Source organism: Exiguobacterium sp. s91, from assembly GCF_018618915.1.
Taxonomy (GTDB): domain Bacteria; phylum Bacillota; class Bacilli; order Exiguobacteriales; family Exiguobacteriaceae; genus Exiguobacterium_A; species Exiguobacterium_A abrahamii.
Genome location: NZ_JACSMZ010000003.1, coordinates 184,204 through 201,036, shown reverse-complemented (window position 1 = coordinate 201,036; position 16,833 = coordinate 184,204). Strand labels below are relative to the sequence as shown.

Here is a 16,833-nt window from a genome sequence, read left to right as displayed (position 1 = left end):
CCTTAAATTTTTCCGACGAGGTCAAGGCTTGGTGTGAGTGTTGCAGAGCCTTCTTCCCATTTCGCTGGGCAGACTTCGCCTGGATTGTTACGTACGTATTGTGCTGCTTTGATTTTGTTGACGAGCGTGCTTGCATCGCGACCGATACCGCCTGCGTTGATCTCAACTGTTTGGATGACGCCGTCTGGGTCGATGATGAACGTACCGCGGTCAGCAAGACCATCTTGTTCGTTCAAGACTTCGAAGTTACGTGAGATGACGTGTGATGGGTCACCGATCATGACGTACTCGATTTTACCGATTGTTTCTGATGTTTCGTGCCATGCTTTATGTGTGAAATGCGTATCTGTTGAGACAGAGTAAACTTCAACGTCAAGCGCTTTGAGGGTTTCGTATTGGTTTTGGAGATCTTCGAGTTCTGTCGGGCAAACGAATGTAAAGTCTGCAGGGTAGAAACATACGACACTCCATTTACCGCGAAGGTTAGCATCCGTTAGGTCAACGAATTCTCCGTTGTGGAATGCTGATGCACTGAATGGTTTTACTTCACTTCCGATTAAAGACATGATAAAAATCCTCCTCAAGGGTTCTATTTTTAGAATCTGTTCTAGTGCATACAAACAATCTGTATTTATCACACTAGAATAATTCTAATCTAATACTAATTTCATATAGACCAACACTTTTGTCAAGGTATAATCGGTAATTTCTTATTTCAGGAAAGATTGTGTGAACAAAAAAAGAAATCCCGACTCCTAAATGAAACAGGAGTCGGGAGCTGTATTCTTTATTGCCAGTCCGTGTGGAAGATCCCTTCGCGGTCTGTCCGAGCATACGTATGAGCACCAAAATAATCGCGTTGTGCTTGCAACATGTTGGCATTCGAATTCGCTGTCCGGTAGCTATCGTAATACGTCAGTGACGTCGATAGAGATGGGAGTGCAAAACCAGATAACGCACCCTCGGCAACGACGTGACGTAACGATTCTTGATACGCCTGTACTTTCTCAGCGAAGAACGGGGCGAGCATCAAGTTCGAGAGGTTCGCATCATTTTTGAACGCTTCACTGATGACGTTCAAGAAGTCGGCCCGGATGATACATCCACCACGGAAGATCAAGGCGATCTCCTCAAGGCGTAAGTTCCAGTCATACAACTCAGACGACGTTCGGTACTGGGTGAAGCCTTGCGCGTATGCGGCAACTTTCCCCATATAAAGCGCTTGACGAATTCGTTCGACCCACGCGTCTCGCTCAAGCGTCGACAAGTCTTCGGGTCCCTTTAAGACAGCAGACGCTGCGACGCGTTCTTCTTTAATAGCTGAAAGGTAACGCGCGAACAGAGCTTCTGTAATGATTGAAGAGGCGATCCCATTATCAATGGCTTGCAGGCTCGTCCATTTTCCAGTTCCTTTTTGACCGGCTTGATCGAGAATGACATCAATCAACGGTTGCCCTGTCTCGTCATCCGTTTTTCGGAGAATGTCCGCTGTGATCTCAATCAGGTAACTTTTCAGTTCACCCGCGTTCCACTCAGCGAAGATATCCGCGACTTCCGTGACGTCGAGTCCGAGACGGAAACGGAGGAAGCTATACGCTTCAGCGATCAGTTGCATGTCCGCATACTCGATTCCGTTATGGACCATCTTAACGAAGTGACCAGCGCCCTTCGGACCAATATAAACACAACATGGATCTCCTTCGACGTGAGCGGCGATCTTCGTCAAGATTGGTGCGACATGTTCGTAAGCTTCTTTCGATCCACCCGGCATGATCGCAGGGCCGGTCCGCGCACCGACTTCACCACCCGATACACCGACACCGATGTATTCGATCCCGTGGCGTTGTAACTCGTCGAAACGACGCTCTGTATCGAGGAAGTGAGAGTTTCCGCCATCCATGATGATATCGCCTGTTTCGAGATGCGGAAGCAACGATTCGATGACTGAATCAATCGCGCTACCGGCTGTGACCATCATGAAGATTTTACGTGGGCGAGCGAGTGATTGAACGAATGCTTCAATGTCGTAGTACGGATGAAGAGGTAGTCCTTCATCATGTGCGACGAGATCGTCCGTTAAATCACGTGTGTAGTTATAGATGGCGACTTCTTCTTGATGACTCGCCATATTCAGTGCCAGGTTGCGTCCCATGACGCCAAGCCCGATGACTCCGATAGAATGTTGCATAAGTAGAACGACTCCTTTTCTTAGACGACGAGGCTGAGGAGAAGAACGAACCCAAGTCCACAAACGGAAATGATCGTCTCAAGCACAGTCCATGTCGCAAACGTTTCTTTTAATGATAATCCGAAATACTCTTTAAACATCCAGAAGCCCGCATCATTGACGTGTGAAGCGATCAGACTACCCGCACCAGTCGCGAGAACGACGAGCGCTAAGTTGACGTCGGATTGCTCTAGTAACGGAATGACGAGACCTGCCGTTGATAGGGCAGCGACTGTCGCGGAACCGAGTGAGATCCGCAGAATCGCAGCGATCAACCAAGCGAGTAGAATCGGGGATAACGCCGACCCCTCAAATAAGTGCGCGACGTATTTTCCAACACCACCGTCAATCAAGACTTGTTTGAAGGCACCGCCACCACCGATGATCAATAGCATCATCCCGATTTGGGCGATCGCCGTCGTACAAGATTCCATGACCGTTTGCATCGGAATCTTACGCGCGATCCCCATCGTGTAGACCGCGACGAGTAACGAAATCAACATCGCCGTCGAGGCGTTCCCGATGAACTCGATTGCCGAGATGACACTGTTTTCACCCCAACCGAGTGTTTCTTGTAAAAGCGTGAAGATTGTTGCGACCGACATCAAGAGGACCGGTAGCATCGCCGTGAAGACACTGATGCCGAAGCCTGGTGTCTCGTCTAAATCAAATTCTTTTTGTTCCCCGAGTGACGCGATGTTTCCTGTCCGTGTAAACGATTCAGGAACGAGTCGTTTGGCGATTTTCGTAAAGATAGGACCGGCGATGATGACGGTCGGAACAGCAACGATGAAACCATACAATAAGACTTCCCCGATATTGGCTTTATACTCCCCGGCGATGACGGTCGGACCCGGGTGAGGTGGTAAGAAGCCGTGCGTGACGGATAGTGCTGCGACCATCGGGATCCCGAGATACAGGATCGAGACGCGGAGCTGACGTGAAATCGCAAAGACGATTGGAATCAACAAAACGAGTCCGACTTCGAAGAAGAGGGCGATCCCGATGATGAACGAAGCGACGACAACCGCCCACTGGATGTTCTTTTCCCCGAATCGGGCGACAAGCGTCATGGCGATTCGCTGCGCCCCCCCGGCGTCAGCAATCAGCTTTCCAAGCATGGCACCGAGACCAAAGATCAGTGCCAAGTGACCAAGCGTTCCTCCGATACCGGCTTCGATCGTCTTGACGATCTGATCGAGCGGCATGCCGAGTAGTAGTGCAACGCCAAAGGAAACGATGATGAGTGAGACGAACGTATTTAATTTCAACCCCATGATGAGAACGAGCAACGCGACAATCCCAATTCCTACGATGACTAAAGGCATGATGACTTCCCCCAAAAGATTAAGTTAGTTTTCTTCTTGAATCAAGCTCCGTTGATACGTAGCGATTCGTTTGTGATCCTCAGACAATGTCCGCGCTAGACTAATGAAAATTGGTAAGAGCTGACGATATTCATGCATCGCTTCTTCATTTGGTACATGGCGATGCGTTTCCCCGATCATCTCAGAGACGACTTCGAACGAATCGACTTCCCCTGTCGCATACAGTCCAAGAATACAAGCACCAAGACATGAACTTTCAAAACTTTCCGGAATGACGACTTCTGATTCAAAGATGTCCGCCATCATTTGGCGCCAGACTTCGGACCGGGCAAACCCACCTGTCGCCTGAATCCGTGTCACGGGACCGTCCATGCACTCGATTAGGGCGAGGAAGACGGTATAGAGATTGTAGATGACGCCTTCTAGTGCCGCCCGGATCATATGCTCTTTTTTGTGCGAAAGTGTCAAACCGAAGAACGAACCGCTGACATCCGGATTCCAGAGCGGCGCACGTTCACCGGACAAGTAAGGATGGAACAATAGCCCGTCGGATCCAGGACGGACGCGTTCGGCAATCTTCGTCAAAACAGCGTACGGATCGATGCCAAGGCGTTTTGCTGTCTCGACTTCTGCTGAAGCGAGTTCGTCTCGGATCCACCGTAAGACCATTCCACCATTATTAACGGGTCCGCCGATGACCCAGTGGTCCTCGGTCAGCGCGTAACAGAACGTACGTCCCTTTTCATCGGTCTGCGGACGATCAATGATCGTTCGGATGGCACCGCTCGTTCCGATCGTGATCGCAATTTCCCCTTTGCGAATCGCGTTGACACCTAAGTTAGAAAGAACACCGTCACTGGCACCGACTAGGAAAGGCGTATCGACGGAGAGTCCCATTTGTCGTGCGTAATCAGCATTCAGTTCGGTACATGTCGTCGTCGTCGGTACGGGTTCCGATAAGTAGCTTGCATCGATCCCTGCGACGTGTAACGCGCCTGTATCCCAGCCTAATTCATGAATGTTGAAGAGACCGGTCGCTGAAGCGAGAGAGTGGTCGATGACATATCTGCCGAACAGTCTTTGGAACACGAATTCCTTGATCCCGACATATTTTTTCGTTTGAGCGTGGAGCTCCGGACGATCTTCGACAAGCCAACTGATTTTGCTGAGCGGTGACATCGGATGAATTGGTGTTCCGGTCCGGTGATAGATCGATAGACCATATTGTTCCTTGATCTTGTTCGACCATGCTTCACTCCGGCTGTCCGCCCACGTGATGCAGGCAGTCAATGGTTGATGTTGTGCGTCCATTGCGATCAAGCTGTGCATAGCACTACTGAACGCGACGAACTTTGGTGGCATGCTCGAATGACGTTTCGTGATCAAGCGGATCGATTCGAGTACAGCATCAAAAATTTCTTCCGGATCCTGCTCCGCCGTCGAGCGATTTGGTGTATGGAGCGGGTAACCGACGTTCGTTTGTCCGATGACCTCTCCTTTTGTCGTAAATAAGACCGCTTTCGTACTCGTCGTTCCGATATCGACGCCTAACATATATTCAGTCATGTGAATCGACTCCTTTCGACATCATTTGTTGCGTTTTCCAGAGATCTTCGACTTCCTGGACGTCATCAAAGTTCTGATGTAAGGAAGCAACCATCCGTTCACGGTCGCCCGTCTCAATCGCTTCGATGTACAAGGCGTGGTTCGCGAGGATGCGTTCGAAGTCTTCGATGTCTTCCTCGAATCGTACCCGCATCGATAGGAGGATGAAACTTTCCATGACCGGTTTGAGATTTTGCCAAATCATGCTGACATATCCATGATCAATCGAGCGGATGATTGTTTCATGAAACAGTACATCCTGGAAGGAGAATTCATCGGCATCCTTGTATTTGATGGCAACCTTCATCATTTCGAGAATCTTACTGAGTTCCCGGACGAGTTCTGCCCGTTCGATTTTGACGAGTCGTTCGAAGACGAACGTTTCGATAAGTAGCCGGACATCATAGATTTCCTGAATGTCGCGCTCAGACAAACCGACGACGACCGCTCCCATCCGCTCGAGACGAATCAATTGTTCGGATGCAAGGACCTTTAACGCATCACGGACAGGCGAGCGACTGACTGAAAAATCAGAGGCTAATTTGTTCTCAGATAAGATGGTACCGCTTTCAATCCTTCCTGAAATGATGCGCATCCGTAGCTCGTGTGCGACACGATCTCCGGCGGAGGCTTTTGATAACCACTTCAAGGGGTATAACATTTCTGACATGGAATCACCTGATTTCTAAAGTGAGTATACTTGTATACAAGTTAGTATATACGTTTTTTTCTAAAATGCAAACGCTTAACTTAAAACGGATCGATCCACGCAGAAATCAGGAAATCGGTTCCAAATATGTTAGGGTGAAGGAGTAAGCAACGCACAGAACGGGTAAGGAGGAGATAGTACATATGAACATGTTAGTTGTAGGTGCAGGGGCAGTTGGAGGCTATTTCGGAGGTCGTCTTGCTGAGCAAGGGGAGCAGGTGACATTCCTCGTCCGTTCGAATCGATATGAACAACTACAAAAAACAGGACTACACATCACTAGTCCTCATGGCGATATGACGATTACGCCCCGGTTGATAACACGAGACATGCGACCGGATCGTGCATTTGATGTCATCTTGCTTTCGACGAAAGCCTATCACTTAGATGACGTCCTACAGGACCTCGCGCCATTCGTTTCGAGCGAGACGTATATCATTCCTTTGTTGAACGGCATGCAGCACATTCGACGATTAACAGAAGTCTTCGGAGAAGATCGGGTGCTTGGAGGGCTCTGCTTCATTGAGTCGACGCTTGATGCAGAAGGGCGCATTGTACAGACAAGCCCGTCGCATCGGCTGCTATTTGGTTCACGAACCGGTAAACCAACAGCGCGTCTAGAGAAAATCGCAGCGTGTTTTGCGAAAGCGAAGGCACCAATGAAGTATTCGATGCATATCATGGATGACATGTGGCAAAAGTATCTCTTCATTTCGACGTTCGCGGGCGTGACGACGCTATTTCGTTCAGCAATCGGTCCGATTCGGGAAGAAGCTGTTGGACATCAAATGATCCTAGACGTCATGGCGGAAGCGAAACAGGCGATGGAAAAACAAGGGGCAGTCTTTAATGACGATGTAGAAGCGGTCTTGCTGAAGCAGATGCATGCAATGGAAGATACGATGAAATCATCGATGTTACGGGACATGGAAAAGGGTCAGCCCGTCGAAGTGGAACATTTTTTCAGTGAATTATTAAAGCCTGCTACGACTGATCAGATGCATGCCTTGAAATTAGTTGAAGCGAATCTACGCATGTATCTCGAAACGATTAAATAGTCACATTTTTCTATTTTAGAAAAATGATGGTGTGGTGCAAATGTTTCTTTTTGATGACGAAAGACCTGTTTCCCTTAGGAATCGTTGACTTCCGAAATAAAGTTCATCTATTCTTAATGAGATTGAAAAAAACTGATAATATATTTTTCCGTATTTTTTCTTGCAAGGACGAATGAAGCAGACGAGAGGGGAAGTTTATCCATTATGAAACGTATTATTATTCGTGCAGGTATGACACCATTCGAACAGTTCGATGCTCCTTATTTGATGAAACATAATTCCATTGGAGGAAACGTTGGAAATCTTATCTATCAATACAGTATCTTTCGGACGTTGATGACAGAAGGTACGACAATTACACCTGACTATTACTATTACGACGAAGAACGGGCAGACGAAATCAATGCCAACTTTGACCTTTATGTCATTCCGTTAGCGGACGCATTCCGAAAAGAATTCGTACCGACGTTACGGAAATATACACGTCTCATCAAAAAATTAAAGATTCCAGTCGTCGTCATCGGTGTAGGGTTACGTGCACCGTTTGAACCAGACTTAGATGGTGGATTCCCATTCGATGAAGATGTCAAAGCATTCGTCAGTGCCGTTCTCGAGCGCTCGAGCATGCTGGGTCTTCGCGGGGAGATCACGTCGAAATACTTAACACGTCTTGGTTTCCGCGAAGGGATCGATCATCGCGTCATCGGATGTCCTTCGATGTACGCGTTCGGTCGCGACTTGCACATCCGTGAAACGAACATCACACCTGAGTCGATGATTACAGTCAACTCGTCACGTTTGGCACCACAAAACGTTCTTGATTTCATTACGCGCGGGATGGAAGAGTATCCGAATCACTACTTCATTCCACAGTGGATGAAGGAACTGAAGTTGACGTATACAGGAACGCACCCGATCGCAGACTTGTCCGTGACGAACTATCCGGTGAAGATGTCGGATCCTGCTTATATGAACGATCGTGTCCGTTTCTTCTTGAACGCACAGACATGGTTTGATTTCATCGGTCAAGCAGACCTCAGTTTTGGAGCTCGTTTACACGGAAACATCACAGCGACACTTGCGGGTACGCCGAATATCCTCATTCCAAAAGATGCACGGATGCGCGAATTGACGGATTACCATCAGTTGACGCACATTTGGGCGAACGACATCAAAGCGGATACACAATTATCCGACGTCGTAGCAAATGCTGACTTCCAAAGTCCGGCACGTGTTCAAGCGCGTAACTTCGACAACTTCGTTGACTTCTTGAACGTGAACAATCTTGAGCATATCTACCAAGAGACGAACTATCCTGAGAATGTACCGTTTGACCGTCAAATGGCGCAAACCGAGTTGCTCCCACCAGTCCAACCAATCTCTGGCGTAAGTCTTGAGGAAGCAGTCGCTCGTTTTGAACGGTTCTTCCCGGAACAAGAGAAGAAGATTGCGGATGCGCAAAAACAAACAAAAGCACAATTAGCTGAAAAAGATAAGAAAATCAAAGCATTGCAGAAACAAACAGGAACGGCTCAAAAGGATCAAGAGATTGCGGCACTCAAAGCGCAACTGGCTGCCCAAACGAAGAAAATGAAGCACCAGCAAGGAACATTGAACCGGAAAGCGGTTCGTGCAGCCTTGAAAACAGCGGATTTATTCGCTAAAAAGTAACCCTTTAAACATTCCGGATCGATACGATGCGGAATGTTTTTTTGATAGAAGTATTCTGAATTGTGTTGACAATTTGAAAAAGACTTGATAGGGTTATGAACAATTACATACTTATCCAGAGAGGTGGAGGGACTGGCCCTATGAAACCTCAGCAACAGGTCGAAAGATACTGTGCTAATTCCTGCGGGTGCTGCACCCGATCGATAAGATTTCCGAATTGTCGACCGACGCATCCGTGAGGATGCGTTTTTTGTTTGAAATAGGTGGAATGAGGAGGAAATGGATTCATGAAAACGAGCGGAGCATTTCGACGCAAGATGGAATCACGTCATTTGATCATGCTGTCGTTAGGTGGTGTCATTGGAACCGGATTATTTTTAAGTACAGGTTATACGTTGGAACAAGCAGGACGCGTCGGAACGATTTTATCGTATTTGATTGGGGCCGTCGTCGTTTACTTAGTCATGTTAAGTCTCGGTGAACTCGCCGTGCACATGCCGGAAACCGGATCATTCCATAAGTACGCAACGAAGTACATCGGACCCGGCACCGGTTATACAGTGGCCTGGCTCTACTGGCTGACGTGGACGGTCGCCCTTGGTTCAGAATTCACGGCAGCAGGCATTTTGATGCAACGTTGGTTCCCGTCGATTCCTGTATGGGTGTTCAGCGCATTGTTCGCTGCGATGATCCTCGGTATCAACGTCTTGAAAGTTCGCGTGTTCGCTGAAGTCGAGTTTTGGTTTTCCGCCATTAAGGTCGTGACGATCATTGCTTTCATTTTACTCGGTGCGGGAGCAATCGTCGGCTTCATTCCACTGCAAGATGGTAGCCCGGCTCCATTCTTTTCTTCGTTAACCGAAGGCGGGTTGTTCCCAAATGGCGCTTTCGTCATCTTCATGACGATGCTTGCCGTGAACTTTGCTTACTCGGGAACGGAACTAATCGGTGTCGCAGCGGGTGAAGCAGTCGATCCGAAACGGACGATTCCGCTTGCGATCCGGACGACAATTTTGCGACTCGTCCTCTTTTTCGTCGGTACGATCATCGTGTTAGCCGTCTTATTACCAACGGATGGGAAAGGTGTACTCGAAAGTCCGTTCGTCGCCGTGTTTGAACGGATCGGAATTCCGTATGCGGCAGACGTGATGAACTTCGTCATTTTGACAGCGATCTTGTCGGCAGCGAATTCTGGACTTTACGCCGCCTCTCGGATGCTCTGGTCGCTTGCGAACGAACGCATGATTCCACGCTTCTTCGCCCAGGTGACGCCAAGTGGGGTTCCACTTCGAGCCGTATTGTTCAGCATGCTTGGCGGAGGACTTGCCTTGCTGTCTAGCATCTATGCAGCAGGAAGTGTCTATATCGCGCTCGTCTCGATTTCCGGTCTCGCTGTCGTCGTCGTTTGGATGAGTATCAGCGTTGCCCAGTATCGTTTCCGGAAACAATTCCTCCGTGAAGGGCATACGATCGACGAATTGGTCTATCGCACACCACTCTTTCCATTTGTACCGATCGCCGCTTTCGTCGTTTGTTTGATTTCTCTGATTGGTATCGGATTTGATCCGACACAACGAATTGCCTTGTATTGTGGTATTCCATTCATCGTGATCTGTTATATCGTTCATGCGTTCACGAATTCTTCTCAGAAACGGAGTGTTGAAGATGTCCCGAATCAAAAATCCAGTTGATCAACGATTACAGGAAGTTCCCTTTCTTATTTTAGATGGTGCCCTTGCAACCGAACTTGAACAGAAGGGATTCGACCTGAACGATCCGCTTTGGTCAGCACGTCTCTTAATCGAAGCACCAGAACAGATCGAACACGTCCATCGTGACTACTTTGAAGTAGGTGCCGATGTCGCGATCACTTCAAGCTATCAAGCAAGTATCGAAGGATTCAAGCAACGTCATATCACGACAGAGGAAGCAAAGGCGCTGATTCGACAAACGGTCACCTTGGCGCAAAACGCACGCACGCGTAGCGGAAAGAGTGACGCATTGATCGCGGGATCAGTGGGTCCTTATGGTGCCTACTTAGCAGATGGTTCTGAATATCGCGGTCATTATGGGGTGTCAGCAGATGTGCTAGAAGCCTTTCATAGACCACGAATCGAAGCGTTGATTGAAGCGGGGGCTGATCTGCTGGCATTCGAGACGATTCCGTCGCTCGAGGAAGCTGTCGTATTGTTCAGGATTCTCGAAGCGTATCCGGAAGTGTCCGCTTGGCTGACGTTCTCGCTTCAAGATGCGACGCACATTAGTGAAGGAACGGCACTTGCGACGTGTATTGAAACGGTCGGACAACATCCACAGCTCGCAGCAATCGGTGCAAATTGTTTTCCGGCATCTTACGCGACCGACTTTATCCGTCACGTCAAGGCGTTGACGGATGTGCCAATCATCGTCTATCCAAACTCTGGTGAGGTCTATGATCCGGTCGCAAAAACGTGGTCAGGTACGAATCAGTGTACGTCGTTCCAAACCGTCGCGAAGACATGGTATGAGGCAGGGGCACGATTGATCGGCGGTTGTTGCCGAACGTCACCCGAACACATCGCACAAATTCGTTCGGTTTGTCAGGTTTCTCATACATCATGAAGAATGACGAAAAAACGGACGCGAAATCGATTGATTTCGCGTCCGTTCCTTTAAATGGTGTGATTTCGTTACCGCTCGCGCAAGGCACGGTTGAATTGTTGCAATAGACGTCCAAAATCTTCGGCATCGTCCGATGGCCAATCCGTCAGGAGACGTTCGATGCTCGCGAGGCGCGCTGTCCGGTAAATCGTGAGCTCTTCTTGTCCTTTATCCGTAATATGATAGAAGAAGGCACGACCATCTGTCGGATCTTTTACTTTTTCCACAAGTTGCTTCTGATCGAGCGCTGCAGCTTGGCGGCTGACGGTCGAGACATCAAGCTGAAGTTCACGGGCAAGTGTTTTGACACCGACGTTGCCGGAATCTGCTAGTTGTCGCAGTAAAAGGTAGGAAGCACGATCTAAATTACGATTGTCTGCCGTCGCTGTCGTCAAGCGCCGGATCAGGATTGCTAACTCCAATTCAATGGTTTCGAGTGCTTGTTGAGACATCGGGTATCTCCCCTTTCAAAAAAGTCTCTCTGTCCCTCATGATTACCCAATGTGGATAAGCTGTCAATGCGAAAAGCAGGAGGCTTGACAGAGTTGTAGTTGTATTATACAATCATTTTTGTTCTTTTAATTGTATCATACAACTTTCGTAGATGAAAAACGAACGACAAAGGAGAATTCAGATGAAAGCTTATGAGTCGATGAAACAAGAGGTCATCACGGTAAACGATACAGATCTGATTCGGACGGTCATCGAACGATTCATTCAATCTGGTATTAGCGGCGTTCCTGTCATCAATGCTGAGCAGGAGGTCGTCGGGTATATCAGTGATGGAGATATCATGCGCGCGATCGGAAAACACAAGGACATCATCGTCGATACATTCTTATATGTAGATGTCATCAAAGGAGACGAAGAAGATTATGAAGATCGGATTCGTCATATCTTGAATCGACCTGTTATGGAACTGGCACGCCGGAAAGTCGTAACTGCGGACGCTGACACAGAAATGGAAGAGATTGCAGCAACGCTCGGCGCAAAACGAATCAAAAAGCTTCCAATCCTGAAAGCAGGACGACTTGTTGGGATCATTAGTCGAGGCGACGTCATCCGTCATTCGTTTAAACAGTTCATGTAACACACTCAATAGAAAGAAGGGACACTATGGCACTTGCTGAAAAAACAACGACGCTTGAGCCGGAAACGGTATTAGCAGAAAGCAAACATGGATTATTCCATCAACCGGTTGCTGTCTGGGCAGTTTTTTTCGCCAGTATTACAGCATTCATGGGAATGGGTCTCGTCAATCCCGTCTTACCGACGATTGCCGAGAATTTAGAAGCGTCAAAAAGTGAAGTAACGCTCTTATTTACAAGTTATAACGCCGTCATGGCATTCGCGATGTTAATTACAGGCGCGATCTCATCACGGATTGGTCAAAAAGGAACATTGATGCTCGGGATCGCCGTCATCGCAATCGTTGCTGGTTTTGCTTCACAAGCAGACAGCATTTGGACGCTCGTCGCGTTACGCGGTGGTTGGGGACTAGGGAACGCCTTATTCGTCGCAACAGCACTCGCTGCGATCGTTTCTCTGTCGTCAGGCGGAACAGCAAAAGCGATCATTTTATATGAAGCAGCCGTTGGTCTTGGGATTTCGATTGGACCACTATTAGGCGGAACGCTCGGTTCAATCACATGGCGTGCCCCATTCATGGGTGTTGCGACGATCATGGTCATCGCGTTCCTTGTCTTGCTCTTCTTAATGCCAAAACCAGCAGCATCTGCTGCACCGAAACAGAAGTTGTCGTTAAAAGCACCGTTCCAAGCGATGAAGCATCGTTCGCTCTTGACGCTCGGGATCGTTGCAGCACTTTATAACGTTGGGTTCTTTACGATCATGGCCTATGCACCATTCGTCATGAAATTACCAGCTCAAGGACTCGGATTCGTCTTCCTCGGCTGGGGGATGTTGCTTGCCATCACATCGGTTCTAACAGCTCCGAAACTGAAACAATGGTTCGGAACGATCAAAGCGATGGTCATGATGTTGATAACATTCGCGATCTTGCTTCTGTTAATGGGGATCTTTACGGAAACACCAGCCGTCGTCATCGTCTGTGTCATTTTGGCGGGAGCCGTGCTTGGGAATAACAACACGCTCATCACGACAGCTGTCATGGACGCAGCACCTGTTGAACGTTCGACAGCATCTGCGGCATACAGTTTCCTACGTTTTCTCGGGGCAGCCATTGCGCCATTCATGGCCGGTAAATTGGCTGAAATCTTCAACGCAAACTTACCGTTTTATGTCGGAAGTGGCTTTGTCCTCTTATCCGTCATCATCATCGGGGTCAATCTCAAACACATTCGCCATATCGATCGGACAGAAGGCGGACATTAATTTCAAAAAACAGCCGAAGCGAATCCGCTTCGGCTGTTTTTGATTGAAATCAAGACGGGTACATGTCTCTTAACGTGCGAATCGAGTGCTCAATCATTTCCCGAAGGACGTTTAAATCGATGTCAGTCAGTCGTTTTACGTAGAGGCAGGACTTGCCGCGTCGATACGTACCGAGAGTGGCAAGCAGTCGTTCCGATACATCGTCTTCACCAAGGGCGAGGTAAAGGACGAGGTTCGTCTTGCGCGGAGAAAAGCCGACATAAAAGCTGTCGCCCTCGTGACCAGAGGCATAGCGATAATGATAGGCACCAAAACCAATCAAGGAAGACCCCCAAATGACGGCTTCGTATCCCGTGACATCTTCGAAGAACTGACGTAACGTGATACCATCTGCTTGACGTAGTGGTGGTTCGACTTGTGCCAGAAAGGCATCAACGGACTGTTCAGTAGGACCTGTCTTTGGCGTATCAGACATAAGCAGACTCCTTTCAGATGAAGAAGATATCGGTTACTTTCGAGAAAAGAAAGCGAAAATCCTTGTACATAAAGGAGGAAATCGAATGAAGCATCGAATCGTGTTTCGAGGAGAAGAAAGCAGCGTATCGTGGGACATCTTACACGTATATCCAAAGCAAGAGGAACTAACGATTCAAATGACGAGAGAAGATAGTGAACACGAGTTTTCAGTTACATTTAATCAATATGATGCGTTCATCCGTAACTTTGCTCGCGTCCATGAGTCGTTACACGGTGAAGTCGTATTCGAGCAGGGCGTGATTCGTCTCTGTTTACGATATGACCGGCTTGGTCGTGTCTTCATCAGTTGGTCTGACGGACAAACGAATCATCAGTTTCGCAGTGATCAAAGTTATTTAAGTGAGGCGTTGGCACAGCTTGGTGTGTACTAAACTAAACACAGTAAAAGTAGAAGGGACGACTCTGGGTATTGCACCCAAAAGTCGTCCCTTTTTTATTTAAAGCGATGGAAGTGATTGATGTAATGGTGTGTTGATCAAGTTAAAGCAAAACGCAATCGTTTGTTCATATTCGGATAACGGAATCGACTCATCGACTTGATGCGCGAGACGGAAATCATGGAAAGAAGCAATCGCGATCGGGAATGCTTTTTTTGCTTGGCTGAACATTGCACCATCTGTTCCGCCTGGGATGGCGATTTTTCGTGGTGTCACGCCGCTGACCTGCTCCATCGTATCTGCGACCTGTTGCAAGAAAGGCGCTTGTTCATCAGTTTCACAGGAAGGAATATCCTTGATGACGGTTACGCTCATATCAAAGTCAGGATCTTCTGCAACAAGTCGACGCTCGATATCCGTAAAGGCAGCAAGAACGTCCGCTCGACCGAATCCCGGAATCGTCCGGATGTCCATATAAAACGAAGCCTGACTCGGAACGACGTTTGGTCCTTCGCCTCCTGAAATCGAGGTGATCGATGCAACGACCGGACCAAGTGCCGAGTGATGATTCGTCGTGATCGAAAAACGCTCCGACTTCACTTCTTGGATGACGCGATATACGTCATCAATCGCATTACGTCCAAGTTGCGGGGCAGAGCTATGTGCACTTTTCCCACGGCATGTTACTTCAATCCCAACGACCCCTTTTTGTGCATAACCGATCATCCCACTCGTCGGTTCTGTGATCAGTAGAGCATCTAAATCATCCGCATGCCCTTGTTCCGTCAAATGCCGAGCTCCTGTCATGCCATTTTCTTCATCGGATGTAATCAGAAGTTTGACGGTGTTCGGACGGTTTTGACGTTCCTTGTATTGAATGAGCGCTTGCACCATCGCCATGACACCTGACTTCATATCCGAAGCCCCACGACCATAAATGCGTCCGTCTTCGATTTCACCACCGTATGGATCTTTCGTCCAGCCGTCTCCTTGCACAGGAACCGTATCGAGATGACCAGATAGCCCGAGTACGGAAGGGCGTGAAACCTCTTCACTCGCAGGAACGGTCGCGACGAGACAAATCCGTTTCGGTGAGACTTCGATCCATTCTGTCGAGATGTGATGATCAATCAGTACATCGTACACATAACGTGCGACGGCTTCCTCTCCGTCCGTCGGATTAACGCTTGGAATTTGAAGACATCGTTGTAAGTAAGTAATTGCTGTTTGCATAAGTATTTCCCCCCTTACCTATCCTGTACCCTGATAAAAATACTTCAGGGAGGTAAACGAATTCGGAAAATAATTTACGGAGCTGAACGTCTTGAGATAAAAGAAAACGGTGCAACCAGAGGGTTACACCGCGCGTTACTTATTCACTTTTTTCTGCTTCGTCTTTCCATTTCGAATCGATTAACATCTCTCCCGGCCATGTATAAGCCATGATGCCACCGTCCGCTGTGATATCCTCACCGGTGACATATGAGCTGTCATCAGAAGCGAGGAAGAGAGCGACCGTTGCCATCTCGCGTGGTTTACCGAGTCGTCCGAGTGGTGTGATCCAAGCGTTCGCATCGCGGAACTGTTTACCTTGCTCTTTTTCTTTTTCACCGACGAGTGTATCGATGAGTGGTGTTTCGATTGTTCCTGGTGATAACGAATTGACACGAATGCCATGACGCGCATAATCGATTGCCATCGCGCGCGTGAAGTTCGCAATCCCGCCTTTTGCTGCGTTATAACCGGATCGGTTCAAGTCAGCTGCGCGACCAGACATCGATGACGTATTGATGATTGAACCACCGTTATCAAGCATGAGTGGAATCAAGAATTTACTGACGAGGAATGTACCGCGCAAGTCGACCGCGATGATCCGGTCGAAGAGATCGATTGGATACTCGTGGACTTTCCCGCCTTGTTCATCGATTCCGGCATTGTTGAAGAGGACGTCGATCGTACCGTATGTCTCTTTGACGTGCTTCGCAAGTTGCTCGACACTTTCGACGTCTGAGACATCGACATGGACGGCTTCCGCTTTCCCACCTTGTTGTGTAATCTGTTCTACTGTTTGTTGTGCTTTTTCAAGTGAGACATCGGCACAGACGACCGTTGCTCCCTGTTCTGCGAAGACAAGTGCAGTCGCTTGTCCAATCCCTGTTGCCGAGCCGGTAATGACAGCTACTTTTTGATCGAGTCTACCCATTGTTAAATCCCTCCTAAGTCGTATCGTTCACCTTATGAAACATTCCCGGAGAAATGGAGATTAAACCCATCGATGCGTCTAGTGTTAGAGGATAGGGGGTACATCTACAACAGCACAATCGCT

16 protein-coding genes and 1 riboswitch are annotated in these 16,833 nt (G+C 48.3%); of the genes, 7 read left to right on the top strand and 9 right to left on the bottom strand.

All coding sequences use genetic code 11. From position 1 onward, the window contains the following. Window positions 1-2: 2 nt before the first annotated feature. The 5 genes from ahpC to KNQ06_RS14145 form a co-directional block, all read right to left on the bottom strand. Complete coding sequence (ahpC, locus tag KNQ06_RS14165; protein ID WP_023469815.1) at window positions 3-566, bottom strand: alkyl hydroperoxide reductase subunit C; 564 nt, start codon at window positions 564-566, stop codon at window positions 3-5. Between the two features lie 221 nt (window positions 567-787). Then, window positions 788-2,188: a decarboxylating NADP(+)-dependent phosphogluconate dehydrogenase gene (gnd, locus tag KNQ06_RS14160; protein ID WP_214772358.1), complete on the bottom strand. Its 1,401-nt coding sequence runs from the start codon at window positions 2,186-2,188 to the stop codon at window positions 788-790. A gap of 20 nt (window positions 2,189-2,208) precedes the next feature. Next, on the bottom strand, window positions 2,209-3,555 hold the full coding sequence (locus KNQ06_RS14155; protein WP_214772356.1) for a GntP family permease: 1,347 nt from the start codon (window positions 3,553-3,555) through the stop codon (window positions 2,209-2,211). Between the two features lie 24 nt (window positions 3,556-3,579). Then, window positions 3,580-5,121, bottom strand: a complete 1,542-nt coding sequence (gntK, locus tag KNQ06_RS14150; RefSeq protein ID WP_215148609.1) for a gluconokinase — start codon at window positions 5,119-5,121, stop codon at window positions 3,580-3,582. Continuing rightward, window positions 5,114-5,830, bottom strand: a complete 717-nt coding sequence (locus tag KNQ06_RS14145; protein WP_064300753.1) for a GntR family transcriptional regulator — start codon at window positions 5,828-5,830, stop codon at window positions 5,114-5,116. The genes gntK and KNQ06_RS14145 overlap by 8 nt, the downstream gene beginning before the upstream one ends. Before the next feature lie 182 nt (window positions 5,831-6,012). Here KNQ06_RS14145 and KNQ06_RS14140 point away from each other — a divergent pair, with 182 nt between their 5' ends. From KNQ06_RS14140 to mmuM, 4 genes are all read left to right on the top strand, one after another. Further along, window positions 6,013-6,927, top strand: coding sequence for a ketopantoate reductase family protein (locus KNQ06_RS14140; RefSeq protein ID WP_215148607.1), 915 nt, complete (start codon window positions 6,013-6,015; stop codon window positions 6,925-6,927). Window positions 6,928-7,131: 204 nt separating this feature from the next. Continuing rightward, window positions 7,132-8,598: a polysaccharide pyruvyl transferase family protein gene (locus KNQ06_RS14135; protein ID WP_215148605.1), complete on the top strand. Its 1,467-nt coding sequence runs from the start codon at window positions 7,132-7,134 to the stop codon at window positions 8,596-8,598. Between the two features lie 108 nt (window positions 8,599-8,706). Beyond that, a riboswitch (SAM riboswitch) is annotated at window positions 8,707-8,808 on the top strand. A 77-nt stretch (window positions 8,809-8,885) separates the two neighbouring features. Beyond that, entirely contained in the window at window positions 8,886-10,289 is a 1,404-nt protein-coding gene (locus tag KNQ06_RS14130; RefSeq protein WP_215148603.1) for an amino acid permease, read from the top strand. Next, complete coding sequence (gene mmuM / locus KNQ06_RS14125; protein WP_149428062.1) at window positions 10,264-11,199, top strand: homocysteine S-methyltransferase; 936 nt, start codon at window positions 10,264-10,266, stop codon at window positions 11,197-11,199. The genes KNQ06_RS14130 and mmuM overlap by 26 nt, the downstream gene beginning before the upstream one ends. A gap of 68 nt (window positions 11,200-11,267) precedes the next feature. Here the strand turns inward: mmuM and KNQ06_RS14120 are convergent, their stop codons facing one another. Continuing rightward, window positions 11,268-11,690 (bottom strand): MarR family winged helix-turn-helix transcriptional regulator, encoded by a 423-nt coding sequence (locus KNQ06_RS14120; RefSeq protein ID WP_035395500.1) that lies wholly within the window; start codon window positions 11,688-11,690, stop codon window positions 11,268-11,270. A 182-nt stretch (window positions 11,691-11,872) separates the two neighbouring features. On the opposite strand from KNQ06_RS14120, the gene KNQ06_RS14115 reads away from it, so the two are divergent. Both KNQ06_RS14115 and KNQ06_RS14110 read left to right on the top strand, forming a co-directional pair. After that, window positions 11,873-12,328 (top strand): CBS domain-containing protein, encoded by a 456-nt coding sequence (locus tag KNQ06_RS14115; RefSeq protein ID WP_035395501.1) that lies wholly within the window; start codon window positions 11,873-11,875, stop codon window positions 12,326-12,328. Between the two features lie 26 nt (window positions 12,329-12,354). Beyond that, window positions 12,355-13,593: an MFS transporter gene (locus tag KNQ06_RS14110; RefSeq protein WP_050678549.1), complete on the top strand. Its 1,239-nt coding sequence runs from the start codon at window positions 12,355-12,357 to the stop codon at window positions 13,591-13,593. 49 nt (window positions 13,594-13,642) lie between these two features. On the opposite strand, the gene KNQ06_RS14105 is transcribed toward KNQ06_RS14110, so the two are convergent. Then, on the bottom strand, window positions 13,643-14,068 hold the full coding sequence (locus KNQ06_RS14105) for a DUF1801 domain-containing protein (protein ID WP_149428061.1): 426 nt from the start codon (window positions 14,066-14,068) through the stop codon (window positions 13,643-13,645). 85 nt (window positions 14,069-14,153) lie between these two features. On the opposite strand from KNQ06_RS14105, the gene KNQ06_RS14100 reads away from it, so the two are divergent. After that, the gene (locus KNQ06_RS14100; RefSeq protein WP_215148600.1) at window positions 14,154-14,501 is read left to right on the top strand and encodes a hypothetical protein; all 348 of its coding nucleotides are present in this window, start codon (window positions 14,154-14,156) and stop codon (window positions 14,499-14,501) included. 66 nt (window positions 14,502-14,567) lie between these two features. Here KNQ06_RS14100 and KNQ06_RS14095 read toward each other — a convergent pair whose 3' ends face one another. Both KNQ06_RS14095 and KNQ06_RS14090 read right to left on the bottom strand, forming a co-directional pair. After that, window positions 14,568-15,740 (bottom strand): M20 family metallopeptidase, encoded by a 1,173-nt coding sequence (locus KNQ06_RS14095; RefSeq protein ID WP_214725182.1) that lies wholly within the window; start codon window positions 15,738-15,740, stop codon window positions 14,568-14,570. Window positions 15,741-15,879: 139 nt separating this feature from the next. Then, complete coding sequence (locus KNQ06_RS14090; RefSeq protein ID WP_023469801.1) at window positions 15,880-16,710, bottom strand: SDR family oxidoreductase; 831 nt, start codon at window positions 16,708-16,710, stop codon at window positions 15,880-15,882. Window positions 16,711-16,833 lie beyond the last annotated feature (123 nt).

Coding starts and splice junctions, on each gene's coding strand:
- ahpC (WP_023469815.1), bottom strand. CDS start 566: ATGTCTTTAATCGGAAGTGAAGTAAAACCATTCAGTGCATCAGCATTC.
- gnd (WP_214772358.1), bottom strand. CDS start 2,188: ATGCAACATTCTATCGGAGTCATCGGGCTTGGCGTCATGGGACGCAAC.
- KNQ06_RS14155 (WP_214772356.1), bottom strand. CDS start 3,555: ATGCCTTTAGTCATCGTAGGAATTGGGATTGTCGCGTTGCTCGTTCTC.
- gntK (WP_215148609.1), bottom strand. CDS start 5,121: ATGACTGAATATATGTTAGGCGTCGATATCGGAACGACGAGTACGAAA.
- KNQ06_RS14145 (WP_064300753.1), bottom strand. CDS start 5,830: ATGTCAGAAATGTTATACCCCTTGAAGTGGTTATCAAAAGCCTCCGCC.
- KNQ06_RS14140 (WP_215148607.1), top strand. CDS start 6,013: ATGAACATGTTAGTTGTAGGTGCAGGGGCAGTTGGAGGCTATTTCGGA.
- KNQ06_RS14135 (WP_215148605.1), top strand. CDS start 7,132: ATGAAACGTATTATTATTCGTGCAGGTATGACACCATTCGAACAGTTC.
- KNQ06_RS14130 (WP_215148603.1), top strand. CDS start 8,886: ATGAAAACGAGCGGAGCATTTCGACGCAAGATGGAATCACGTCATTTG.
- mmuM (WP_149428062.1), top strand. CDS start 10,264: ATGTCCCGAATCAAAAATCCAGTTGATCAACGATTACAGGAAGTTCCC.
- KNQ06_RS14120 (WP_035395500.1), bottom strand. CDS start 11,690: ATGTCTCAACAAGCACTCGAAACCATTGAATTGGAGTTAGCAATCCTG.
- KNQ06_RS14115 (WP_035395501.1), top strand. CDS start 11,873: ATGAAAGCTTATGAGTCGATGAAACAAGAGGTCATCACGGTAAACGAT.
- KNQ06_RS14110 (WP_050678549.1), top strand. CDS start 12,355: ATGGCACTTGCTGAAAAAACAACGACGCTTGAGCCGGAAACGGTATTA.
- KNQ06_RS14105 (WP_149428061.1), bottom strand. CDS start 14,068: ATGTCTGATACGCCAAAGACAGGTCCTACTGAACAGTCCGTTGATGCC.
- KNQ06_RS14100 (WP_215148600.1), top strand. CDS start 14,154: ATGAAGCATCGAATCGTGTTTCGAGGAGAAGAAAGCAGCGTATCGTGG.
- KNQ06_RS14095 (WP_214725182.1), bottom strand. CDS start 15,740: ATGCAAACAGCAATTACTTACTTACAACGATGTCTTCAAATTCCAAGC.
- KNQ06_RS14090 (WP_023469801.1), bottom strand. CDS start 16,710: ATGGGTAGACTCGATCAAAAAGTAGCTGTCATTACCGGCTCGGCAACA.